The 24,306-nt window shown below is 44.9% G+C and carries 19 protein-coding genes and 3 pseudogenes; 7 read left to right on the forward strand and 15 right to left on the reverse strand.

Translation table 11 applies throughout. The features are described 5' to 3' along the window. Window positions 1-127: 127 nt before the first annotated feature. Window positions 128-2,215, reverse strand: coding sequence for a CAP domain-containing protein (locus tag ACXX53_RS07090; RefSeq protein WP_458567931.1), 2,088 nt, complete (start codon window positions 2,213-2,215; stop codon window positions 128-130). Window positions 2,216-2,409: 194 nt separating this feature from the next. On the opposite strand from ACXX53_RS07090, the gene ACXX53_RS07095 reads away from it, so the two are divergent. After that, window positions 2,410-3,549 (forward strand): amidohydrolase family protein, encoded by a 1,140-nt coding sequence (locus tag ACXX53_RS07095; RefSeq protein ID WP_458567932.1) that lies wholly within the window; start codon window positions 2,410-2,412, stop codon window positions 3,547-3,549. Between the two features lie 281 nt (window positions 3,550-3,830). On the opposite strand, the pseudogene ACXX53_RS07100 reads toward ACXX53_RS07095, so the two are convergent. Beyond that, window positions 3,831-3,914 (reverse strand): annotated as a pseudogene (locus ACXX53_RS07100) (histidine kinase); the annotation flags it as partial. Window positions 3,915-4,290: 376 nt separating this feature from the next. Here ACXX53_RS07100 and ACXX53_RS07105 point away from each other — a divergent pair. After that, entirely contained in the window at window positions 4,291-4,479 is a 189-nt protein-coding gene (locus ACXX53_RS07105; protein WP_458567933.1) for a hypothetical protein, read from the forward strand. A gap of 41 nt (window positions 4,480-4,520) precedes the next feature. Here the strand turns inward: ACXX53_RS07105 and ACXX53_RS07110 are convergent, their stop codons facing one another. Genes ACXX53_RS07110 through ACXX53_RS07120 form a run of 3 tightly spaced genes read right to left on the reverse strand, consistent with a single transcriptional unit; the run spans window position 4,521 to window position 7,097 of the window. After that, window positions 4,521-6,107, reverse strand: coding sequence for a GMC family oxidoreductase (locus ACXX53_RS07110; RefSeq protein WP_458568363.1), 1,587 nt, complete (start codon window positions 6,105-6,107; stop codon window positions 4,521-4,523). Next, window positions 6,097-6,699: a gluconate 2-dehydrogenase subunit 3 family protein gene (locus tag ACXX53_RS07115; RefSeq protein WP_458567934.1), complete on the reverse strand. Its 603-nt coding sequence runs from the start codon at window positions 6,697-6,699 to the stop codon at window positions 6,097-6,099. Before ACXX53_RS07115 ends, ACXX53_RS07110 begins: the two co-directional genes overlap by 11 nt. Beyond that, the gene (locus ACXX53_RS07120; RefSeq protein WP_458567935.1) at window positions 6,696-7,097 is read right to left on the reverse strand and encodes a hypothetical protein; all 402 of its coding nucleotides are present in this window, start codon (window positions 7,095-7,097) and stop codon (window positions 6,696-6,698) included. The genes ACXX53_RS07115 and ACXX53_RS07120 overlap by 4 nt, the downstream gene beginning before the upstream one ends. Window positions 7,098-7,227: 130 nt before the next feature. Here ACXX53_RS07120 and ACXX53_RS07125 point away from each other — a divergent pair, with 130 nt between their 5' ends. From ACXX53_RS07125 to ACXX53_RS07135, 3 genes are read left to right on the forward strand one after another with little or no spacing between them, the layout of a single operon-like run. Further along, entirely contained in the window at window positions 7,228-8,832 is a 1,605-nt protein-coding gene (locus ACXX53_RS07125; protein ID WP_458567936.1) for a thiamine pyrophosphate-binding protein, read from the forward strand. Window positions 8,833-8,846: 14 nt separating this feature from the next. Continuing rightward, a complete protein-coding gene (locus tag ACXX53_RS07130) occupies window positions 8,847-9,740 on the forward strand; it encodes an SDR family oxidoreductase (RefSeq protein ID WP_458567937.1) in 894 nt (297 codons plus the stop codon). A gap of 14 nt (window positions 9,741-9,754) precedes the next feature. Beyond that, window positions 9,755-10,873, forward strand: a complete 1,119-nt coding sequence (locus ACXX53_RS07135) for a mandelate racemase/muconate lactonizing enzyme family protein (RefSeq protein ID WP_458567938.1) — start codon at window positions 9,755-9,757, stop codon at window positions 10,871-10,873. 42 nt (window positions 10,874-10,915) lie between these two features. Here the strand turns inward: ACXX53_RS07135 and ACXX53_RS07140 are convergent, their stop codons facing one another. The 8 genes and pseudogenes from ACXX53_RS07140 to ACXX53_RS07175 all read right to left on the reverse strand — a co-directional run. Then, window positions 10,916-13,171: an ATP-binding cassette domain-containing protein gene (locus ACXX53_RS07140; protein WP_458567939.1), complete on the reverse strand. Its 2,256-nt coding sequence runs from the start codon at window positions 13,169-13,171 to the stop codon at window positions 10,916-10,918. Window positions 13,172-13,328: 157 nt separating this feature from the next. Continuing rightward, window positions 13,329-14,207, reverse strand: coding sequence for an ADP-ribosylglycohydrolase family protein (locus tag ACXX53_RS07145; protein WP_458567940.1), 879 nt, complete (start codon window positions 14,205-14,207; stop codon window positions 13,329-13,331). Window positions 14,208-14,372: 165 nt separating this feature from the next. Continuing rightward, entirely contained in the window at window positions 14,373-15,212 is an 840-nt protein-coding gene (locus tag ACXX53_RS07150; RefSeq protein ID WP_458567941.1) for a GNAT family N-acetyltransferase, read from the reverse strand. A 178-nt stretch (window positions 15,213-15,390) separates the two neighbouring features. After that, a complete protein-coding gene (locus tag ACXX53_RS07155; protein ID WP_458567942.1) occupies window positions 15,391-16,677 on the reverse strand; it encodes a VTT domain-containing protein in 1,287 nt (428 codons plus the stop codon). Between the two features lie 178 nt (window positions 16,678-16,855). Then, window positions 16,856-17,400, reverse strand: a pseudogene (locus ACXX53_RS07160) (GNAT family N-acetyltransferase). 215 nt (window positions 17,401-17,615) lie between these two features. After that, complete coding sequence (locus tag ACXX53_RS07165; protein ID WP_458567943.1) at window positions 17,616-18,071, reverse strand: hypothetical protein; 456 nt, start codon at window positions 18,069-18,071, stop codon at window positions 17,616-17,618. A 54-nt stretch (window positions 18,072-18,125) separates the two neighbouring features. After that, window positions 18,126-18,578 (reverse strand): helix-turn-helix transcriptional regulator, encoded by a 453-nt coding sequence (locus tag ACXX53_RS07170; RefSeq protein ID WP_458567944.1) that lies wholly within the window; start codon window positions 18,576-18,578, stop codon window positions 18,126-18,128. Window positions 18,579-18,770: 192 nt separating this feature from the next. Beyond that, window positions 18,771-20,753: pseudogene (locus tag ACXX53_RS07175) on the reverse strand (bifunctional cytochrome P450/NADPH--P450 reductase); the annotation flags it as partial. A 70-nt stretch (window positions 20,754-20,823) separates the two neighbouring features. Between ACXX53_RS07175 and ACXX53_RS07180 the strand changes: the two are divergent. Both ACXX53_RS07180 and ACXX53_RS07185 read left to right on the forward strand, forming a co-directional pair. Beyond that, window positions 20,824-21,261 (forward strand): hypothetical protein, encoded by a 438-nt coding sequence (locus ACXX53_RS07180; RefSeq protein WP_458567945.1) that lies wholly within the window; start codon window positions 20,824-20,826, stop codon window positions 21,259-21,261. Next, complete coding sequence (locus ACXX53_RS07185) at window positions 21,258-21,527, forward strand: CD3324 family protein (protein ID WP_458567946.1); 270 nt, start codon at window positions 21,258-21,260, stop codon at window positions 21,525-21,527. Before ACXX53_RS07180 ends, ACXX53_RS07185 begins: the two co-directional genes overlap by 4 nt. A gap of 134 nt (window positions 21,528-21,661) precedes the next feature. Here ACXX53_RS07185 and ACXX53_RS07190 read toward each other — a convergent pair whose 3' ends face one another. Further along, the gene (locus tag ACXX53_RS07190; RefSeq protein ID WP_458567947.1) at window positions 21,662-22,978 is read right to left on the reverse strand and encodes a hypothetical protein; all 1,317 of its coding nucleotides are present in this window, start codon (window positions 22,976-22,978) and stop codon (window positions 21,662-21,664) included. Window positions 22,979-23,016: 38 nt separating this feature from the next. Next, entirely contained in the window at window positions 23,017-24,192 is a 1,176-nt protein-coding gene (locus tag ACXX53_RS07195) for a DUF4272 domain-containing protein (protein ID WP_458567948.1), read from the reverse strand. Window positions 24,193-24,306: the final 114 nt, after the last annotated feature.

Genomic DNA, 24,306 nt, shown 5'->3' on the forward strand with positions numbered 1-24,306 from the left:
TGAATTATCCTGCTTCGTTAGTTCAGCGCTCCATTTAGCAAGAACCCATAAGAACGAAATAAACCTTCCCCGGAGATACGTACCGGGAAAGGAATGTAGGTTAGATCATCATTTTAAAATACTATGTTTATGAATATGTCTCCGTATTAATTGTCCCCCGAGTCACATTGATGTTATAGTAGGTGTTTATTTTCATAACCTTCAGGAAAAGAACCAGAGCATCTTCATCATAGGAGGTCGGCGCCTTGAATGTGAAGTTTCCCTGCTCGTCCGCCGTGACCTCGAACTCATGAAGCGCTTCTACCTTTCCGGTTTCAGGATTCTTTTTTTGCACCAGCAAGGTATGGGTTTCCCCGGCAATGTTCTGAAATTTCCCCTCCACTATCAAGATCCCTTCAGTTGTATACTCTGCGTTAATCGATCGGTCTTCCAGTTTGTCAGGCTTTTTATAATATTCATTAACAGGCATCTTAGGCAGCGCCTCATCTGGCGTTATGGACTGAGGTCGACCTTTTATCTCCTTCAGCTTGGGCTGGAGATAATGCAGCATTGCGGCTGCGTCCGCTCGGGTCATCTGTTTATATCCTTCAAAGCCCTGAATAGATCTCGATGTAACTCCACGGACATAGTCCATGGCGAGCACGTACTGCACCGTCTTGGTGAAATTTTTACCGTCTGCCGCTGCAATGATGTCCGCTGCCTTCTCTCGTGTCATGGCTTGGTTTCTTTTTTTTACATCGCTGATCCCAGCTAGAGGTATATTTCGGCTCTTGGCAATCTGGTAAGCCCCGTCGGCCCAGTACGTGGCTTTAGCAGGCTTGTAAGCGTCATAATGGATGTTTAGCATCTTCAGAAACATGACCCAAAACTCTGCTTCACTAACCGTCTGATCAGGCTTGAAGGTTCCGTCGGCATATCCGGACATTACTCCTGTATTCAGCGCCCATTCGATCGATGTCTGCTGTTCATGGCCCTTAATATCAACAAACGCTGCTGGATTTGAAGCAGTGTATTTTTTGGTCTTCAGCTTGTCCAGAACAGTGACCTTAATATCGGTGTTATACCCGCTGCTTGTACGTACTGTAACGGTATAGCTACCCGCTTTATTTCCGGTTACTACCCCACCGGATGTGATGGTCAGGCCAGCTTCTTTGCTGCTTGAAAATACAAGACTGGGCGGGTTGACTTGAGTTGTCCTGTCATCGTAACGGCCATGAATGACGAGCTGTTCAGGGCTTCCGGTGTTGATCACAAGCTCCGGATAAAGCGCATAGATCGATTGCAGCTCGCGTCCCTTCCCGGTTGTAAACGACCAGGTCCGGTTCAGCTTTTTGCCCGAGTCAGTTAGTACAGCTTCCACAGAAACAGTATAGGTGTGATAGCCCTGCAATATTTCTTTTGGATAGAGAAAAATCGTTCTACTGTGGCTTAGCTCATGGTAATAAGGAATAACATTCCCCTTTTCATCCGTGATGACTGCCTGGTACGAAGCAACATTCTCATCCGCCGTGGCAGAGATAATCATACCTGAGTAATCGATCCCAAACTGCTGCAGGGGATTCGGAATTTCACGCCCATAAAATCCAACCCCGGAGTTGGTCATTCCATCATAAGGATAGACCGAAAGGCCGGTTGGAGTCGGAGAGATGTTTAGAAACTCGCCTACCACATTAACAACAGCAGTGCCGTCAACCAAGCCGATGCCGATTACCTGGTATTGGGGATCCATAATAATTCTGCGATGGTAAGCGGTGTTCAGCCATTCCTTCATGGCATCCGTGCTGGTCTTCTTTTGAAAGCCCATAACCTCGCCTGTTGCACCACCATACCGGGTCTTATAACTATATCCGGCGGCTTTAATGCGGTCTGATACGTTGCTGCCTGTAAATCCCGGCTTTCCAGACTCCTCCGTATGTGCCTTGAGTGTAACCTTCTCCTCTTTATTCTGATTATAATACATAGCATGGGCTACAGCCGCCTGCGTAACATGAGGATCCAACGTTAAAGGCTGGAGTCCCGACTTGGTCCTTATATCATTAAGAAACTGCAGCGCCTCCACTTGGTCTTTGGAAAACGATGATAAACTTGAATCGGCATAGGCAATAAATGAGTCTGCTGTTAGAATGCCTGATGTACCGCTAAGCAGAATGCAGAGAATTAACGTTCTAACTAACCACCTTGACCAGGCACCTCTCCTGTTTAATCTTGAAACCATCGTACAGTCATCCCCTCTTTTTCTATTTTCGTATAATCCAGTTACTCCCATTACGTATATTTGTTATATCGGTTTTCGTTCTTTTGAAGTTAAGAATCCCTGAACACAAAAAAGTCTATTTTCATTTCCATAATCTAAATCTAATATAAAGACAGTGGTACATACTGTATGGCTGTCGGGATAGGAGGTCCATTATGACGAAGCGATACAAGATACGCGCAGCATTACTTCTGGCATTACTAGCTATCTCTTCAACAGCCTTATTTGTATATCGGCCTGCTCAAACGGATGAATCTATTTTCCAACCTACACTGGAGCAAAATGAAATAGAAACGTTGGAAACGGCGACTACAAAGCCACATGTGAAGACATTAGAAGATTGGACCCAACAATACAAGGACATGAAACTGGTAGACGCTCATAATCATAGTGCGACAAATTATGAGTTCCGTTTGAAGATTGATAGGATGTGGAATCGATATGGTGTGGATCGGATCGTGTTATTCGGAAATGTATCAGACCCGAGTGCCGTGTATACGGATGAAATCGCATGGGAAGCTTATCAGCAGCATCCCGAACGATTCATCCCCTTCGCTTCAGGCATTAATTTATTGGAGGAATCCGGGGTGCAAGTGGCAGAGGAATATTTGGAGAAGGGCTTCTTCGGATTAGGAGAGCTTGCCGTCGCTTCTACATACTCGGAAGCGCTGGCACATTCCAGCTGGAAGACACAGCACCCAATGGATGGCTTCCTGCCTGACATCTATGAGTTATGCGCACAGTATAAGGCGCCTATATTGATGCACATCGATCCGCCCGAAGGCTATCCCATACTGAAATTGGAGGAAGCGGCAAAAAAGTATCCGGACACGATATTTATTTTTGCACATGCAAATGCCTACAATTCTCCCGATAATATTCGATCACTGCTTAAGGAACACTCGAATGTTTATGCAGATTTTTTTGAAGGCTTTACGGCATTCAATCCATCTAGTGCATTTAAGCTGGAGGATTATGTTCCGGTCATTAAGGAATTTCCTGACCGCTTCCTGATAAGTACGGATTCGGGATACGGCATCTCAAGCGAAAAAGATGCGATACAAGCGATGTATATGCTGCTAGAGGCTATAGATGATCCCGAGGTAGCTATGAAGATCGCTTCAGGCAATATCGAACGGCTTATCCGCGAGCAAATGGCAACACGTACTCAGCTTACCGCCATACGGCAACTTGAGAACAAATCAGGCAAGAAATACGATACTTCCAACATGTCCAAAGAGCAAGCCGGCAAGCTTTTGATTGAAGAAAGTAAAAAGTTGAGCAATACACAATGAAACCTAAACCGGAAGGTGGGTCTGAATCAATAGCCTATAGACCAACCAACGAAGATACTTGCTGTATCAGCCTCATTAAAGTACATAGAAATAGAATCACATATACCTTCGCGGCTTACCCTCCTATATCTCACAGGGTCTACGTTCCCACTTTACTTAGTTAATCTCGAATCCCGGATACCTTCGATGGTATAGCGAATGGATTCCTGCAAGGCACGCATTGGCTCGTCTGTTGGGGTGTGCTCCTCCGACTCAATTGAAGCTTTCAATACTTCCGTTTAAATCAAAATACTATATAACGACTGACCTATTCCGTCATGCAGCTCACGCGAGATACGTTTATGTTCATTTTCTTGCGCAGACAGAATCGAGTGGGTAATTTATCCCTATAAAAGTTACCTTGAGGATCACAAAGGAACAATGCTACCAAAATTGAAGACCAAAGCGATAATATGGATAAATGTGAATTGAAAGATGTATAACCCTCGCGATTTTTTTAATAACATATAGATTAATGTGACAGATACACTTTATTACCTTCTCATCTTCCCTATCGTAGTGGCGTATTTCACAGTTGCGATTGATTTCAAAAAACTGTGAGAAAACGAAGATAATAAAAAAACAGGTCAATCATGGTGGTAACTGACCATAATCGACTTGTTTGATGTATCGGCATAGCGTTATTTAGGTTATAAAATTAAAGCATTTGATAAGAAGGCTGAGCTAATTAAGGAGGTAGCTATGAAGATCGCTTCAGGCAATATCGAATGGCTTATCCACGAACAATTGACCACACGTACTCAGATTGCTGCCATTCGGGAATTCGAGAACAAATCAGGCAAGAAATACGATACTTCGAACTTGTCCAAAGAGGAAGCCGGCAAGCTTATGATTGAAGACAAAAAGGTGAGCTATAGCAGCCCCCATTAAAGTACATAGAATAGAAACACATTACACTAAAGGCAAGCCGGTTATCCCTGGCTTGCCTTTAGTTCCCTTTTCTTCAAGATTTCTTTTATGTAATCGGCCGTTCGTAACGCAAGCGACATGACGGTGTTGGTCGGGTTCCCCGCGCCGGAAGTGACGAAAATGCTTGCGTCGCAAATGAACAAGTTGGAGATGTCATGACTCTGCCCGTAAGAATTGACGACCGAATCAGTAGGGTTATTCCCCATGCGGCACCCACCCATCATATGAGCTGTGTCCGGAACGACGAAATCGACCTTACCGCCCTCCGCTTCTAATATGGAGCTCATCGTGCTCACCGCGTGTTTGATTAGTTTTTGGTCGTTCTGTCCGTAGCTAAATGTAACTTTTGCGCGCGGCAAACCATATTCGTCCTTCTCATCCACCAGGGTCACGCGATTCTTGGGATTCGGTAATACTTCGCCGACTAAAGTGATTCTACCGTAATGATTATAGTCCAATAGTGCCTGCCTGAGTCGCTCCCCCCAAATTGGGCCTCCTTCTGCTTTGGAAATCCCGTTCGCAAACTCAACCGGTCTAGAACCATGGGCATGAAGGGTATATCCGCGAACGAAATCACGGTTCGGGTCTGTTCGATAAAAATCAAGAGTTGTCGCGAGTACCGGCGTCCCCTTATACAATCGCACCTCGTGATCGAACTTTGCATACACGTCATTACTGCTATGAACCATGATTGATTTTCCAACCATGCCGCTACTGTTTGCGAGTCCGTCCGGAAACTGTGCATTTGCTGAATTAAGCAGCAGTCTGGGCGTCTCTACTACAAACGCACTAAGGATGACCATCTTGGCCTTTTGTTCATACATGTTTCCTTTATGAACGAACGTCACGCCTCTAGCTAGTCCGTCTTTACCCATCAACACTTGCGTCACCATGCAATCAGGCAACACCTCGGCTCCGGCCTTGATCGCTTTCGGGATGTGCACGATGAGCGTGCTGAATTTGGCGTCAGGCATACAGCCCTGGTTGCAAAAACCACGGTTAATGCACGGAGGACGTCCTTCAAAAGGTGCGGATAATATAGCTAGCGGTGCAACGGACGAACGAATCCCCAGCTTGTCACAACCATTCATGAACAGGTAGGCATTGGGACTTAACGGTTCCCTCTCCGGATAAGGATATGGTCCATTAAAATGCCCCCACGGAAAATACTTCGGTCCCGAAACCGCAATATCTCTTTCCGTTCGGGTGTAATACGGCTCAAGATCCTCATAGCTGATCGGCCAATCTTCACCGATCCCGTCTATTGTTTTTGCCTTGAAGTCCAGATCCTGAAAGCGCAGAAACACGCCCGTAAAATGAACGGTTCCGCCGCCAACTCCGCGGCCGGAATTGTTATGGCCCATAGTGAGCGGATCACCGCCGTCCACGATTCGCGTATCTTGCCAACCAAGATTCCTCATGGAAAGCTCATCGCTGGCAAAATCCTTCTGGGGATCGCGCATAGGTCCTGCGTCCAGCACAACGACAGAAAGTCCGGCTTCACTTAACTCTTTGGCCAGCACCCCTCCCGCAGCTCCAGCACCTACTATGACACAATCTACTTCTTCATTTTCATATTTACGCTTCATGTTCCGCTTTCGCCTCCCATGGATCCAATTGTCCGAGCTGCGTTCGTACATATCCCCTCGGATAAGCCGGCCCCGCATAGCCGATCTCCGACCAAACCCGCGGGTGGGAGCAGTAGGATTCAACTGTGAGCCGCATCAGCTTGTTGAATAAGTCCTTCTGAGGAAGTCCGTTCCATATCTCTGACGGTTTCGCTTTCGCCGTGCTGATGTCCTGAATCATCTGCTTTTGTTGTTCGGCATTTAATTTAACGAACGAGTCGGAATACTTCTGTTGTGAACACTTATCGATTGCCGTGAGCCCTTGCCGGATCAATTCCGGTGCTTTCGGTACGTCGACTTTCCTCTGACCTTCTCCTGGCGATGAAAATAACGTATGGTCGATATGGGCAACGATAAACTCAAGGGCTTCTGGTGAACTATCATCCACCAGCAAACTGCAAAAGCAGCGTAAAATATCAGCTTCACGTTCGTTTATAAACTGAAAACTTACTTTTGCATTCGTTCTCGAAGTCACAATTTGTTGGGTATGATCATCCCACTCATCTTTTTCGTCCAGAACGTTAAAGGAAGGGTATCGCGTATTTCCGCTCATATCGATTCCCTCCAATAGACCGCGATTAGCCCAAGAACGCTTATGGCCGTAAACATTAATGGTAGTATAACTGGCGGTCCGATCAGGAAATTGCGCAGCGCCCATCCGCCAACTCTGACACCAACCCCCCGAAAATGAAAATAAAATCCGATTAGCCCGAAAACTACCCCGAACCACATCAAGACCTGAAATAATCCACTTAACCATGAAGCATTATAAATTGTTAGGGCAAGTCCTACTATAAAAAAAATCGGTGAAGAAATAACCGGAGCCCACATCGCCTTATGGTGAAAATTTTGCCTGTAATGAAACATTGTTACCTGAATCCCCAACAGCAAGAAAGCCAGGCTTACAAACAGAATCAGTATTCGTGCAATGGGCCAAGCATCCCAATACATGCGATCTCCCTCTATTCATTAAGTTTTGGATGATTTTAGCATGCCCAGCATCCAGAAAATACATCCAAACGTGGTCATAATGTACAGCATTAGCACTCATACTAAGAAAAAGGCAAGGAGATGTTGGGAGATGAATGTTGCGGATGTCATCATCGAGCAGCTGAAACTGTGGGGAGTCAAACGGATTTACGGAGTGATCGGGGACTCTATTTTTGGCTTGATAGATGGTCTCTCCCGCCAGAATGATATGGAATGGATTGGCGTAAAGCATGAATCTGTCGCTGCCATGATGGCGTCCGCCGAAGCCAAGTTAACCGGCCGTATTGGGGTATGCGCCGTGCAAATGGGACCTGGTTTGACTAATTTAATGACCGGACTTGGGGATGCTTTCTTAGACAATGCTCCAGTTTTGGCCATTTCCGGACAGGCGCCAACCCGCAAAATTGGAACGGAATACAAGCAATATATCGATCAACAGGGACTGGTTCAAGCGATCACCGGCTTTAGCCGGATCGTTATCCACCCCGATTCTGTGATTGACGCTATTACGCAGGCCATGTTTACGGCAGATAAACAAGCAACGCCCGTTCATCTATCCATACCTTCCGATATATGGACACTTCCCTGCGGGGCAAAACCACGCAAACCGATCCAGATCGCAAATCAAGCATCAGAACAGAGCGCAATCCGACATGCGATGAACCTAATGCTCGCGGCGAAACGCCCAACGATCCTTGTCGGCAATCGAGCCAGTCATTCTGGTGACGCGATCCGGAAATTGACCGATCGTTGGGGATGCGGAATCGTCATGAGTTACGGGGCTAAGGGCATCGTAGCGAATTCTCACCCTAGTCATTTGGCTGGTCTGGGTGAAGGCGGAAATCCTTATGCAAGCGATCTGTTTAAGCAATCCGATATAGTACTTGCCATCGGAACATCTTGGTGGCCTGAAGATCATGTTCCTGAAAATGCGCAAGTGATCCATATCGAAGAACGGGCCTCAGCCATCGGGCGAATCATACCTGCTCAGATCGGCGTCGTAGGTAATATCGCGGAGACGATTCATACCCTTTCCGAAGGCTTGACAAATTACAGTCCCGATCCAAATTGGCTGCTACTCGTAAACCAATGCAAACAAGCCTGGAATAAGCAAAATGAACGGGAACGTGCCATCATATCTTCGCCGCTTCATCCCGCATCCATTGTCAGCGTCATTGAACAAACCATTGACGATGACGCGATCATTGCTCTAGATGAAGGAGATGTCACCCTATGGTTTCTGAGAAGTTTCAGGGGAACAGCTCATCAGCTAGTGCTATCGGAGCGATGGAGAACGATGGGTTTTGGATTACCGGCCGCAATGGCTGCGAAATGCTCTTATCCCAATCGCCAAGTCCTATGTATTACAGGGGATGGCGGATTAGGAATGGTACAAGCGGATTTGACTACAGCCTCACGGTACGGATTACCTATTATCGTCATCATTTTCAATAACGGAACACTTCAAATGGAACAGGACAAAATGGCAATGAAACATCTCCGTCCGTTTGAGACGGATATCTCCAATCCGAATTTCGTCCAAATCGCAGAAGCGTCAGGATGGATAGCCAAACGAGCGGAAACGAACGATCAGCTGCGGACAACCCTTAATGAAGCGAAATCATCCTCCAGACCCTACCTGATTGATGTCCCGACGGCGAAAATCACGCATCCGGATTTTCGAAACCAACAATAAAGGAGCTTGAAGCCATGGCAACTGAAAATGAAAAACATCCTTCACCCGTAACTATGCCTAAACCGCCCTATCCTTCTCAGCACCAGGACGTGCAACCCGGTATTGAGTCTTTGATGAACCCACGTCCCATCTATGACGATCCGAACTACAAACCGGGCGGTAAGTTAACAGATAAAGTTGCCATCATTACCGGAGGAGACAGCGGTCAAGGACGCGCGATTGCCGTGGCTTACGCGAAAGAAGGCGCCGATGTCGTCATTGTATATCTAAACGAACATTCGGATGCGGAAGAGACCAAACAGGTTGTCGAGCAAAAAGGACGAAAATGTCTGTGTATAGCTGGGGATATCGGCCAAGAAGCCTTTTGCAAACAAATCGTGGAACAAACCGTTAAACAATTCGGCAAGATAGATATTCTTGTAAATAATGCTGCCGAGCAGCATGTGCAGAACAGTTTGGAGAACATTACCTCCGAACAAATGGAGAAAACGTTTCGAACCAACTTTTTCTCGTTGTTTTATTTAACGAAGGCTGCCCTTCCTCATATGAAACAAGGGTGCAGCATCATCAACGCCGCTTCCCTCACGGCCTATGAGGGTAATGAACAGCTAATCGATTATTCATCCACCAAAGGCGCCATCGTTGCTTTTACCAGGTCTCTCTCGAAATCGCTGCACAGCAGGGGCATTCGTGTGAACGGTGTTGTCCCGGGAAGTATATGGACGCCACTTATTCCCGCGTCGTTCCCTGCTGATCAAGTCGCGAAGTGGGGAGAGAAAAATCCAATGGGTCGAGCAGGCCAACCTTGCGAGATTGCACCCGCTTATGTATTTTTGGCATCGGATGACTCGTCCTATATTTCCGGGCAATTCATACATGTAACAGGCGGCGTTATTGTAAACAGTTGAGGAGGTGAAGTTCCGTGAAGATTCGCAATATAGAAACCTTTCCACTCTTCTATCGCCTACCTAAGCCTTATGGCGATGCCAACGGGATAAAAGCGTACCGCACCTGTTATTTGATTCACATTACGACCGATATGGGGATCGACGGATGGGGAGAATGCACCGATTGGCTTCCAACCTTGCATAAAGGTTTTCATGAACGAATCATACCCTATTTAATAGGCAAATCGATTTTTGACAGAATAAAAATCGTTCAAACCATAAAAAAATGGCATTCGCGCGCCGCTACCGCCGTCAGCATGGCGTTAACCGAAATAATGGCCAAAGCATGCAGGGTATCGGTATGTAACTTGTGGGGCGGTAAGTTTCGTGACAAAGTGCCCGTCTATGCCTCTTTTCAGTCCTATTCTGAAGATACGGACTGGCAAAGGCAATCTCTTGCAGCTATTGAAAAGTCGGTCAATCAGGGGTTTGAAAAGGTCAAGGTCAAAATAGGCGGAAAATCGATCGCCGAGGATCAAGAACATATCACTACGTTGCAATCTTTGTTACATGGAAAAATCAAGCTCGCTTTGGACGCCAATCAGAGCTATGACATAAGTGCTGCTCTGCAATGGCAGTCTTTACTTCAAGCCTGGCCTAATCTGCTGTGGCTTGAAGAGCCCCTGCAGATCAAGTATATTGCCGAATACGCATTGCTTAGAAACCGATTGGTTATACCATTGGCTGGCGGCGAAAATATCGAAGCGCCGACAGAGTTCATTCCCTTTTTTACGCAGCATGCTCTCGATTTCATCACACCTGATCCTCTGCACGTGACCGGTATAGACAGCTACAGAGAGCTATTGAGCCTTGCCCGAAGTTTTGGCGTTCGCATAACACCGCATGCTTATGATGGTGCCTTGTCGCGTCTATATGCCCTTTTTGCTCAAGCCTGTTTAGAGCCGTGGAGTAAGATGGAATCGGACTCCATTGAGCCCGTGGAATGGGATGCTATGGATAACCCTTTTACTGGTTTACTCCCAATTCGCCCTTCGAACGGAGAAATAACCATTCCAGACGGCAGTGGAATTGGGCTCGAACTGGACCAAGAATTGATTTCATTCTATCAATGGGACGGAAGTAGTTATAGGTAGTTGAATGGCGACTCCATGGAGCCGCCATTTATCATTACAGGTTTACTTCAAGTACCTTCCCGTAATCGACTGCTCCGCATGGATGATCTGCTGAGGTGTGCCCTCGAACACCACCTGGCCGCCCTTGCTGCCTCCGTCCGGTCCCATATCGATGATCCAATCCGCTTGGCTGATCACATCAAGGTTGTGCTCGATGACGATTACCGTATTGCCGGCATCCACGAGGCGGCTCATGATCCCTAGAAGGTGACCGATATCTGACATATGCAAGCCGGTCGTCGGCTCGTCCATCACGTATATGCTGCCTTGCTTATGCAGTTCGCTTGCTAGCTTGAGGCGTTGGCATTCGCCGCCAGAGAGCGTACTGAGTGGCTGACCAAGTGTAATATAGTTCAGCCCCACATCACTCATCGCCTGGAGCTTGCGCACAACCTCTTTTAGCTGGAAAAAGTCCAAAGCCTGCTCCACTGTCATCTCTAGCACTTCTGCAATCGACTTGCCATTCAACTTGTACTCGAGTACCTCTTCCTTGAAGCGTCTTCCTCCGCATACTTCGCATGGCAGCTTCACGCTATCCAGGAATGCAAGGTCCGTATACACAACACCCAGCCCTTGGCAGTTCTCGCAAGCCCCCTTGGAGTTGAAGCTGAACAAGCCTTGATTGACCTTGTTCGCTGAAGCAAACGCCTTGCGCACATCATCCATAATACCCGTGTAGGTCGCAGAATTTGAGCGTGTTGACACGCCTACCGCCGACTGGTCGATAACGATCGCATCCGGATGCTGGCTGAGGAATACTTCGTTAATCAACGTACTCTTGCCCGAGCCGGCGACACCCGTAATGACTGACAGCACTCCGGTTGGTATATCTACACTCACGTTCCGCAGGTTGTGCAGTGTGGCATCCTTGACGGTCAGTTTGCCGGATGGTTGCCTGCAATCGTGCTTCAACTGGAGCGGCCGCTTCATATAGTTACCAGTCAGTGTGCCTGAGTCCAGCAAGCCATGGTAGCTTCCTTCATATACGATGGTCCCTCCGCGGCTGCCGGCGTATGGACCGACATCGACAACATGATCCGCCACCTTGATCACATCGGGATCATGCTCAACGACAATCACCGTATTGCCCTTGTCGCGCAGCTTTTGAAGCAATTCATTTAACCGGTGTACGTCGCGGGGATGCAATCCCACGCTGGGCTCATCGAAGATATAAGTGACATCCACCAGACTGCCGCTCAGGTGCTTCACCATCTTGACACGCTGCGACTCGCCGCCGGACAAAGTATCTGTCTCACGGTCTAACGTCAAGTAGTCAAGTCCGATATCCACCAGATGCTGCAAACGCTCCGACAGCGACTTAACGACCGGCGCAGCGGCAGGATCGTCAATCTCTTGAATGACGCGAATAAGCTGGCTAACCTCCATGGAGGACAATTCCGCAATGTTGAGTCCATTGACTTTGCAGTTGAGTGTGGCTTGACTCAGTCTCGCACCCTGACAGCTTGGGCACGTGCACTCGGTGATGTATGGTGCAACTGTTTTTTGTGTGCGCTCAGACTTCGTCTTCACATCCTGCTTGATGTATTTGTTAGTGAACTTCTCGATGGCGCCTTCCACTGTGATATTCGTTGCCTTACCGGCGAAATCCATCTTCACTTTCCTTGCCTTGCCGTACAGCAGCTGCTCCAGATCCTCATCCGAATAATCCCTTAGTTTCTTATCGAGATCGTAGGACCCAGACTGCACGAGCATGTTCCATTCCCAGTCATTCACCGAATAGCCTGGCAGCATAATGGCCCCTTCATTCAACGACTTTGACATGTCCACCGCCTTGCTCATGTCAACGCCTAGTTTGCGACCGATCCCGTTACATTCGGGACACATCCCTTGCGGATCGTTGAACGAGAACATGTTCACTCCTCCAACATGAGGCTGACCCACTCTTGAGAAGAGAAGACGGAGAATGGGGGAAATATCGGTGATCGTGCCCATTGTGGAGTGGGATCCGCCGCCTAGCCGCTTTTGATCCACAATTACGGCCATGCTCAGGTTTTCGATCGCATCCGCATCTGGCTGCGGATAGCGCGGCAGAAAAGTACGTACGAACATGCTGAAGTTTTCATTCAGCAAACGCGTTGATTCTGCAGCGATCGTATCGAAGACGATCGATGATTTGCCGGATCCAGATACCCCGGTGAAGATCGTAATCTTCCGCTTGGGAATACGCAAGGATACGTTCTTGAGATTGTTTTCCCTCGCAGCCGAGATTACGATATATTCTTGATTAGACTCGCTCATAACTAACATCCTTCCGAAAGTGTCAATTTCAACTTATATTCACATTGCACCATTCATCGTGCTTAGAAAGTCGGCAGCCTTGGAACGGGACAAAAAGTCTTAGACTGCCGCTTGTATTCTATGTTCAACGAACAACTCTACTATGGTGCCACTTCCATCATGAAGTTTTCAATGCATACAGCTGCGAAATCATCTGATCGAGTCTCTCTTTGATGAGGATCGCCTCCGCATATCGGGCTGGAATGCCCTCATAGCCGTAGTAGATACCTGCCAACCCTCCGGAGATAGCGCCGATCGTATCGGAATCTCCTCCTAGGTTTGCCGCCTGCTGCACAACTCCTGCAAAATCTGAAGAATGGAGCAATATATGTAGTACCCACCGAAAGGTATGCACCACAAAACCGCTCGGCGCACAATCCGGCTGCGCTTCAATGTTGCCTTCGTATTCACTTCCCGCCACTTCGGCCATGATGGCTGCTCTTAAGTTTTCGCCCTGTAGAAGGCGGTGAGCTATTCGGTTGTATATGACGCAGACTTCGGCGCACCTTGGATCATAATGCGTCATCCGTGACTGTATGACCGTCACTCGGTCAATGTCCGCCGGGTCCTTGTACGCCAGTGCCGCTGGCAGGCATCGCATGAGGGATCCATTCCCGGCGCTTTGCCCCAAATCCATGTGCGCAATAAAGGCCGTTTCGAACCAGTCTCCCTCGTATTTTTGAAAAACATGACGGATGATATTCCCTATGTCTTTGGGTCGCGATTGGTACCATTCCATAAAAAAACGCCCGATCGCCTCCATCGGCTCTTCAGGATTTTCGAGTATTCCTTCCGCAACACAAAGCGTCATCATCGTATCGTCGGTCACTTCTCCCGGTTCTAAGTTCCACACCCCACCGCCGATGATCTCTGTCAAGTAGCCGTACTTCACCTCAATCTCCCGCGTGCTCATAAACTCTGTTGTACCGCCAAGAGCGTCGCCTACAGCAACTCCGTACATTCCGCCCTTTATGCGGTCGATTAATTTGATTTCCATGCCAACACCTCACATTCTGTTCAATTAAGAAGAGAAATCTAGTAGGTTCATATAAATTATGATTATAACTAAACGGGCCGTTGTTTGCTACCTTCTAACATCGCCTACCCGTTACCTTAGCACAAAAGCTGCCAGATCGATCTGCAGGCAGCCTTTGCTTGTCGTTTATTGAGTTATAAAGGTATGTTCAGAAAAACAAGACAATTCCTCGAAGCCATTTTTCTTGTAAAATCTGATGGCTCCGGAATTTGATTTTGCAACTCGCAGGCAGACTTTCTTTATTTCTCTCTGTTTAATCAAATGTCTTATGCAATGAGCTAATATTGCAGTTCCATACCCTTTGTTTTGAAACTCTGGTGAAATAACAAGATCACGGATATAGTTTCCGTCAATGATATAGGCTCCCACCAATCTGTCCTCGATCCAGAAGGAGCGACACTCATCCTCTAGAGTTCTACTATGTAGCATCGATCGGAAAGTCTCGGAATCCGTCGAATACCAATCGGTTTCCCAACCGTTATCCTTATTTAGTTGGTAATAGCCTTGTTCGAATAATGTAATGAAATCCCCTAGCATCCAATCCTCAAAAGTCTTCTCGATGAATTCAGTCTTTGGGGCGACTGGAATATCCTCTGTATCGTAAAATAGAATGTACCCCTCTATGTCCTGTTTAAAGCCCATTTTTCTAACAAACTCAATTACTTTTGTATTTCTCCCATAAATATTAAAACATAGCTCTTTATCTCCACTTACCATATAAGGCTCGATCTGTTGCTGAATCAATCCCAATAAAGCTTCATCCTCTAAATCATTAACGAATGAAACATAAGCAATATCACACTCATTGTTGCTAGCCACGCAAAATACACCGTTATTTTCCGCAGATTCTTCGTAGTGATATATGGTAAGCTCGTTATTGTTCATCGCGATATCCACAAAATCTCTTGCACCCGGAGAGATTCTCTCAACCAGCTTTAGGATCTCTTCTCTCTTTTCGATTTGCATGTTGAAGATGCCTCCCTCAAATTAATCTTTCAGTCATCTACCCCAAAAGCCAACTGCTCAATAGATGCTTTTAGAAAGTTTATCATAAGTAATAATAGAATATCGGTAAAGTATGGTTATAAAAATTATTCACTCTTACAATCCGAACGAATAACGAAACACATTTAGGTTGAGAAGTTCATCTTGTCAATTTATACAAACGAAAAACCTCTAACAAAACCACATTCAAGCTAAGCCAGACGCCACCGAATACGTATCCTGCGGCAACATCACTTGGAAATTGCACGTCAAAAAATATAAGACTTATACCAACGAATAAACAAACAGCCATCACAATCAAAGAAACTGCATATCGAATCCAAATGCTGCTAACGTGTCGGACCCCTAAATAAGCACAAATACCAAGTACAACAAGTGTAATAAATGTTTGTTCGCTTGGAAACGTATATGGTGTATTACCCATTGAAGTTAAATGTCCTGTTCGGTGAAACAAACGCCTTAAACTTTCTTCCCACACTTCTCCACCGATGACGACAATCAGCATAAATATAATTTCTAGCTCTCGATCTTTGCCTTTAAACATAATCCAAAACAGTGTTAATAAGACGATAGGTACTAAGACCTTGATAGAAGCTATGAAAGCGAAATTATTCATTAAAGATGACCAGCTTTCGTTAAACATCGCGTGGATAATAAACGAGGTCACTATATCGAAGTCCCCGAATTCTTTGGCTAAAAAATCTTGAATTAAACCAATCATCAAAACGAGCAGCGATAAGAAGACTGCGAATGTGACAACAATCAATGTTTTTACACGGCGCGGGGAATGAAATTTCTCCTCCCCTTTTTTGAATACATTCATGAAAAATTCAATGATTTGAGGCTTGTATTTTTTATAGAGGAAAGAAAACACAAACACAACTGCGATAATGATGGTTACAACCACCACGTATTTTTTTATTATGACGTGATAACGGTCCCATTCCGGCCCGAAGAGTTTTCCTAAAGAAACGAATGTAGCGGCCCACAAGAAAGCCCCAATGGATGCATAAATGATATACGTTCGAAATGGAATTCGTGTAATGCCTGAAAAATACCCTGTAATGTGTCGGACGCCCGTAATGAAATAGTTAATGGTGATAACCTTATTTCCGTACCTCTGAAACCATTGGGAAGCCTTATTTAATCGGTCCGGTCCCATATGAATGCGGCTGCCGTACTTTTCAAAAAATGGAGTTCCCAATTTATAACCGATCCAATAAGCAAGGGTCATACCGATCGAACTGCCGGTTGCAGCCACCAATATACTTATAAACCAATTTAATTTCCCTTGAAATACAAGAACACCACAATACCCCATTACGAACTCTGCGGAAACAGGAACAAAAAGCAGCTCAAGCATAGGAACAAAAAATAATACGATATATCCGTTCTGGTCTATCCAGCGCATGATCCAATCGAGCATAACCCCAGCCTCCGACTCACATTTTAATACATATATTGCCCTGATATTCCACCTCCATCCAATAATGATCTTGTACCATTTAACATAAAAATGACCCAGTAGATATACACCCTCCTAAAGGACGTCATCTAACGGATCATTGTATGCTAACCAATAGTATTTATTATGTAGATAATGCTTAAACTCCTGTGTTTACAATTCCATAATGAATCAGGTCTTCAAATTTATTTTTTTATAGATATGCTGTAAGAGAACACCTTCTTGCACCATGCCAGATTTTTGCATAACCCGTCCTGAGCCGGGATTTGAAGCAAAGTATCTCGCATACACTCTATGATAATGTTTTTCTGAAAAAGCAAACTCAATGATTGCTTTTGTTGCTTCAGTTGCATATCCTTTACCCCAGTATTCCTCACCTATCCAGTATCCAAGTTCGCCATTTCTATGTGTTTGATTATTTGACAGTCCAATAGCTCCATACAGCTCGTTGGTACTTTTATCAGCAATTGCAAACTCATAGAATTTACTATTGTTAAAATTATCTTCATGTGATTGAATCCATGATATTGCACAATCAATGGGGTAAGGATAAGGCAGCGTCAAAGTACTTTTGTAGACATTATAATTATTGCAGAGCTCACAGACTCGTTGTGCATCGGATAATTCAAATGCTCTTAAAATCAATCTTTCGGTAGTGATTGTTCTGTTTTCTGGATTGTACATTGTTATACCCCCTTGTTTAATGTTCTTAATATAATTTGACACATTATAAATGGTTAATAATAGGTTAGTCAATATCATGTTCTTTCCCCCTATATTTCCTTTCTAGTAAACAGAATCATAGTTACGTAATAGGAAGCATAGAAAAGAGAGCTGCTCGATTGAACAACTCTCTTACTTTTTTATATGGTATATCTCATTTTTTCGTACAGTATCAACTAGCGATTATCTAATGAATTTTGTTCTCTAAAGTCTTCGAAATTCTTCTTATCCTCATTATAAATATCTTCCTTAATGAGTCCCGCGTTATATTGAGCATCTAAAAACCGCAGCTCTTCACTCCACATTTTATCCGTTAATTGAACATAATCTTCACGTTGCTCTGCTGTTAAGTCATTCAGGCTGATTGGTTCTTTATTTGGCTCTTTTGTATTATCAACAAGAATTCCATAATCGAGTTCTAAATTTTCTAATTGTTTATGCAATTCATCTAATTGCTTTCTTTGTTTTATTAGCGAATCCACTTCCGAACTTGTAATACTCGGATTAATTGATTTGCTATACGCTAGCTCCTCTTTGGAGAGTTCAGAGTTTGTACTTGGATTTGCAAATGTATAAGTAGATACTCCCATTGTTATTGCAATAGCTAGTGTTGTGATAATTACTTTTTTCATGTTAGTCTATTCCTTCCACAGTTTGATATGAATTATGTTTCGTTGAATCAACTACTACGATTGTATCAATTCCGTAAATCTTCTTTCAATCTCATCCAATTCAAATGAACTACATACTCTACAGTTCTCTTTATCTAGAATTCTATAGTGTTGTGAAAGAATATTTTGTTGAATTATATAACCGTTCGATTCTCTTAGTTCCCGCCACCATACTTTGCCCCCAAGAGTCCTTGGGAAGTTATTATTGTAATGTTTGAACGCGATTGTCTTGATAATTTCGTTGACATCATCCCCGAATGTCATCTGGATGATCTCACTGTGTTCAAACACCGTTGCGACACAAACTGCACCAGCCCAAGTAAGGGTGCTCCTGCCTTTTTCGATTTCTACTAATGTTTTCTTAGATAAACCGATCATTTCAGACATTTTGTCCTGCGATAAATCATTTTCAATTCGGATAAGCTTTAATTTAGCATTTACCAGATTAATAAATTCTTTCTTATCCATATGCTCTCCCCTCTCTGTCTTGGTGTAATATTACACTATAATGGAGTTTACGTCAACATTGGTGTATTATTTCTTTGTTATACCTTTCAGTTTTAGTTCATAACAGAAATGGATCTGTCTAATGAGAGACAACTCCATTCGATTTCTAGTGTCACGCTATGCTGTTTAGTATGAGTCGACGTATCGTTGTATTTAGATCCCCGCCCAGACATCCTTAGCAACTCGACCATCGTCTTGAAGTTGCTCTAACCAAGCTGCCGATTCCTGCTCATTTACACCATGAACATGTTCATAAGCCAGCTTTAACGTAGCTTCCACATCTGGCGCCATTCTGCTGCCATCTCCGCAAATATAGAGGTGTCCGCCTTGATCCAACATCTCGATTAACTGCTGTGCATCCCGCTCCATCAGATGCTGCACATAGGTCTTTGGCTCACCCTCTTTACGAGACATTGCAGTATGAAGCGTTACGATCCCGTCACGGACATATTGCGCTAACTCATCATGGTAAATATAATCGTATTCGTTGCGGCACCCGAAGAACAAATGTGCAGGACCAAGCTGCTGACCTTCCGCCTGTATGGCGCGCCGCGCCTGAAGGAAGCCGCGGAACGGTGCTACACCTATGCCAGGTCCCACCATGATGATCGGTGTTGCCGCACTCTCCGGCAGTTGGAAGTTTGACTCTGGAGTATGTACGAAGATGTCAATCGAATCACCTGGCTGACGTTCAGCTAGGTAGTTCGAAGCTACGCCTCGATATTCGCCCGTTCCGCTCCATGCAGGACCGCGGACTACACCTACGGTTATGCTTGCCTGCTCAGATCGAACTCGAGGAGAGCTGGATATTGAATAGTATCTTGCCTTCAGCGGCGGCAGCAGCTCGAGAAATCGTTCAAACGGCATTTCACACGCCTCATACCGCTCTAATAGGTCCAGTATCGTCACCCGCTTCTTCTGCACATCAGCCTTATAAGTATCTTCTTCCAACAAGGCCTCAAGCTCACGCTTATGCGGAGGACATACTGTGTAAGATGCAAGCTCGCGCAGCTGGGCGCGACTAGCGAATTCCTGCAGCTCTACACTGTGAGTGAGTAGTTCAAATAAGCTGACAGGTCTCTCCAATGGAAGATGTGCCGCACTTCTTCCCGCAGCACTTAGAATCAGATGGTCGTTGCCATTGAGTCGGAAACGACGCAGCACTCGCTCTACCGCGTCCTTACGATTATGAGGCAAAACTCCGATATGATCCCCCTCAGAGTAGTTAACTCCGTCTGGAAGCGCAATCTCAATGTGACGAGTACTGCGATCACTGTCAGGGCTTTGCAGCTCACGATTGTCCACGATCTTTGCATTGAAAGCTTCGTAGTATTCTACCAATGGAGTACCAGCAATGCTGGTGACGAATTGCACCGTAAGGTTGTTCGTTTCCTTGATAACTTCCTCACTAACTTGCAAACCAAGTGCTGCTAAGACATCCGCTCTTAGCTGGTTCTGCCATTGCTCAAGCTGCAGTTCAAAGTCACCACTCGCATCGCCTTCGCCAAACGAGGTAAGACGAATCGCCCCCTTGGCTGCAAGCTGCTCGTCGATAAGACGCGGAACTGCTTGATAAGTGCTGGCCCAATTATGATCCCCGCATCCAAAGACAGCATAGTGTACCCCTTCGCACTCTGAATCATCTGCTTGTTGAAGCCATTCCACGAATTCGTATGCATTGCTGGGCGGTTTGCCGTTATAGGAGGCTGTTACAATAAGTACAATACCTTCCTTTGGAAGCTTAGCTGTCCAAGTATTAAGCGGTGCAATCTCTGTCCGGAAACCTTGATAACGAGCTGTATCCGCTAAGGATCTCGCAATTCCTTCGGCTGTGCCAAGATTGGATCCATATAAGACGAGCAACGGCGTATTATGTGCCTCTACTCGGTTCATGGGAGCGGCATCTTCATTTGATGAATCTGCAGCTGACTTAGTATCAGGAACAGCTCCGACGAACACTTCTTGATCGCCGCGGGAACAAACGCGCATCGTGAAGTCATCCGGCTTCAGCGTTAACGCTTCCTTTACTTTTAGCTGATAGTTCGTGTAGTCGATAATTTCAAAATGCTTTAAAACCATCCCCAGTACAAGAACCGCTTCTTGCATCGCAAATTGTTGGCCAATACAGGCTCGCTGCTTTTTGGATTTAAATTGTTGGGAAGAATCAGATCAATTTAGCAAGACTGGAATCGAACCTTCTTCGGTTATGAACTTTCATACGATACAACAGATGCTTTTAGAAGATGGCGAAGACAACATGGCTGAACTTGTTGGGAATGTATATGATAGGGAGCGTACACCAGACGAAATCGTCTTAACACTAAGAGATAAAGGTTCAAGCGAAATTTCTGGGATTGCTTATTATCGAGTCAATATATATGATAGCGGGAATAGCAAAGAACTTCATGCTTCTGCGTTTGGATTGCATTTTCGTCCTAGGTTTGAAGTAAGTAGTAAAGAGAAAAAAAGATTATTACATGCTGCTTTATTATCCATGAAACAATTGAATGTACAGTGTGTTATGACCCGAATGACTTTAAAGCATTTTGATGTCTTTTCCGCACTTGTTGCAGAGGGGTTCAATAACAATAAATTAGAAAATGCAAACATCATTCGTCTACAGAAACGTATAAGTCCAATATGAAGAAATATATAAATGCTAAAGAAGTATTACCGGCCGAGTTGATTCAAGAAATACAAAAATATGTACACGGAAAGCATATTTATATTCCTCAAACCGTATGGGATGATTGGGGATCTTCAACAGGAATTCGTGATGAGATTGATAAAAGAAATGATGAGATATTCCGTAAATATAATGAAGGATATCGATTCGATCAACTAGCGGAACTATTCCATCTAAGTGAAGAACGTATTCGTGGAATCATTTATGTGCGAAAGACGAATTAGAGCAAATCATATTTTTGTGACGTTGAATAGTTGTGACCATATCTAAAAAAAACAGCGGCAGCCATGGACGCAAAAGTCTTAGACTGACCGCTGTTTTAATGTTCACGTACTAAAGTATATTGTTACTCTATATGCTACCAGCGAACCGGCTCCTCGTTCCGCCATAGAATCCAGCGGCTTGTTTCCGATATATCAGCGGTACCTATCGTGTATTCATCCCTGACCCCACTGTTCAGATCAATAAAGTGGAGCATGCCTCCGTATGTTCCTACCGCTAACTGCGCTTCATCTGTTGATAAGACCATCCCTGATATCGTACTGCCGACAAAATGGCGCCACACCTGTTGACCTTCTCGATTAATATATCGAAGATAACCGTTGGCGTCGCCTAAGATATGGCCATTTTCCAGAGCGACTGCGGCGTATACACGCATTTCCTCGTCCATGAGATCCCACTCTTCATTGTCTTCAGCAGTACCTTGCCCGGCCGCTGAAACTGGCACACGAATCGTTACACCATTATAAAAATGACAGGAATTATACCATACCTCGCGACTGTCTCGGGAAAAAAGGGAAAAATGCGGGTAACTGGATTCAGGTGCAAATGAATATTCGGTTCCATCAGTCAAATCTCGCAGTAGATGCTCACTGCACTGGCTTCCATAAGCAATCCAGCGTTCATCCGGTGAAACGGCTCCATGGGCCATAGCAATGGACGTAATCTCAAAGTCATCATCCTCTAAAAACTCAGAAATGTCCGGATGAATCAACTTTGCCTGTTCGCTTTCCACTGTATAGATTCCGAGATCGGATACAAGCAACACCTTTTTCCCATTGCCATACGGAATCGCTTCGATTAACATACACTCCGGATGCTCTTCATCTGCAAGAGATTCCAAGTTAGCGAGTGAGGCTTTAATACTGCTCTTTATATTTTCCCACGCAAAAAACGCTGTCTCTTCACCCTCAAAATGACAATTCAATTCACGCACGATCCGAATACCTTCTTGATTAACAAGAGCAAAATAGTTTCCGTCCGGCGAGCAGCCGATATGATTCAATCCTGAAATCTCAGTTATTTGATCTTGATAAACAAGGTACAACGATCCACCCGTTCCTGGGTGTGCAGCAGTATGTACAATGACACCGCCATCCTTGATAAAAGCAGTAGGCCTAATTGCCTGCAGCTCTTGCTCACGTGAATGCGTAATCGGCCACGTTGCCGGTGGCAATTCCCGCCGCAGTCGTTCTACATCTCCAGCTTTATTTGCAGCGCGAATCATTTTAACTACAGCCGAAGACATTTGATGACGCTGGTCATACTCTGGTTCCTTTTGATTTTGCTTCCAATCGGTTTCCATTCCGATTCGAACATATTCGTTTATTTCAGAAGCATACCTTTTACCTTCGCTGCGCCATTTTGCTGCCAGCTCTTCATTTAACCAGTTCAAATGAATATCCTCCTTATGAATGTGTTGAGGTCTTGATTCTAGGTATCCATCGAAATATCATCCCAATGTTCATCCCGATGTCCGGTCATCCAAAACAGTCCTCTCCGTCTTTCCATAACAATACTTTCATTCATGCCGGCAGGAGCTTCCTCTCCTTTAATTCTGCTATTTACACATGCCCAATGAAGTCTATAGATTTTATCTGCCTCATCTAGTATCTCTTGTTTGCTGCGCATCGTAGTTGTCTGATAGAACTGTTCGAACGATTCACAGTTGGAAACGATGTTAATCGCATAATCGCAGTCGCATACCTGATCAGGGAATTCAAGTGTATCTACAAGCCCCAAAGCCCATATAAGCGGCCAATACGCTTCATATTGCCAAGTTAGATTGACAGCCTCTTGCACATCAGGTTCATCATCCTGTAAAAAGCTGCTTTCATTCTCAGTCAAGCCATCTTCCACGCCATATTTTTGCAGCAAGCTTATAAAGAAGTCTTTGGACTCATGGATATCTCGGCTTTGCGCGACATCACAAGCATATTGGATCACGATTAATAGGGCGATAGCTCGTTTTGCTATTTCTTCCTGAGTTTTAAACTGACATTGAACTATTGGCGGCAGCTGAGGCATCCAGCTAATATACGGAATACCCCTTTCATTTAAATAGGCTATACTTCTGTCTTTTCGCTGTTCGCCTTCCTCGGATGTGATCTCAGGCCCCAGCACCTTTCTCGGAGCGGCATGAGGTCTAAAGTCGGACGAACCCGATCTGCCATCAGGATAAACAATGACATCTCCATCTTGATCAAGTAATATTCCATTTGGCAAAAAGCCGATCCCACCAACTTCTGTTAGCAGTCTCGTGAATAGTTGCATCAGTCCGTCGTTGATTTCTTTCTCCGATTCGATGGCAACCATCGTATTCAACACGGATATTTGTGTCATAACCAAATCTTTTAAATTCTCGTCTCCGAAAGGAATACGATCATAAAACCCCATCATCCCAGGAATATTATTCGAGAAATAATCGGGATTCGTTTCTTCGGATGCGACTCTGATCGTAATTTTGTGTTTGTTGAACAGCGTCTTGGACTTGATAACATATTCATTCACGTTAACTTTAACGTCAAAGCCCTTAGCAAAAACGTCTAGTATCTTCGCTTCAATATCGTCAATGTCATTCCTGGATGCAAATATCGTAAAATGATTCAAAACTAGTTCCTCCTCAAATTCCTTGTAAGCATTTTTGATAGAATGTTCATCTAACTGATACCAGTCTATAAAAATATCATTTCAACTTCAACAGACTAAAGGACTACTATTTAC

The sequence above is a fragment of the Paenibacillus marinisediminis genome, from assembly GCF_054343325.1.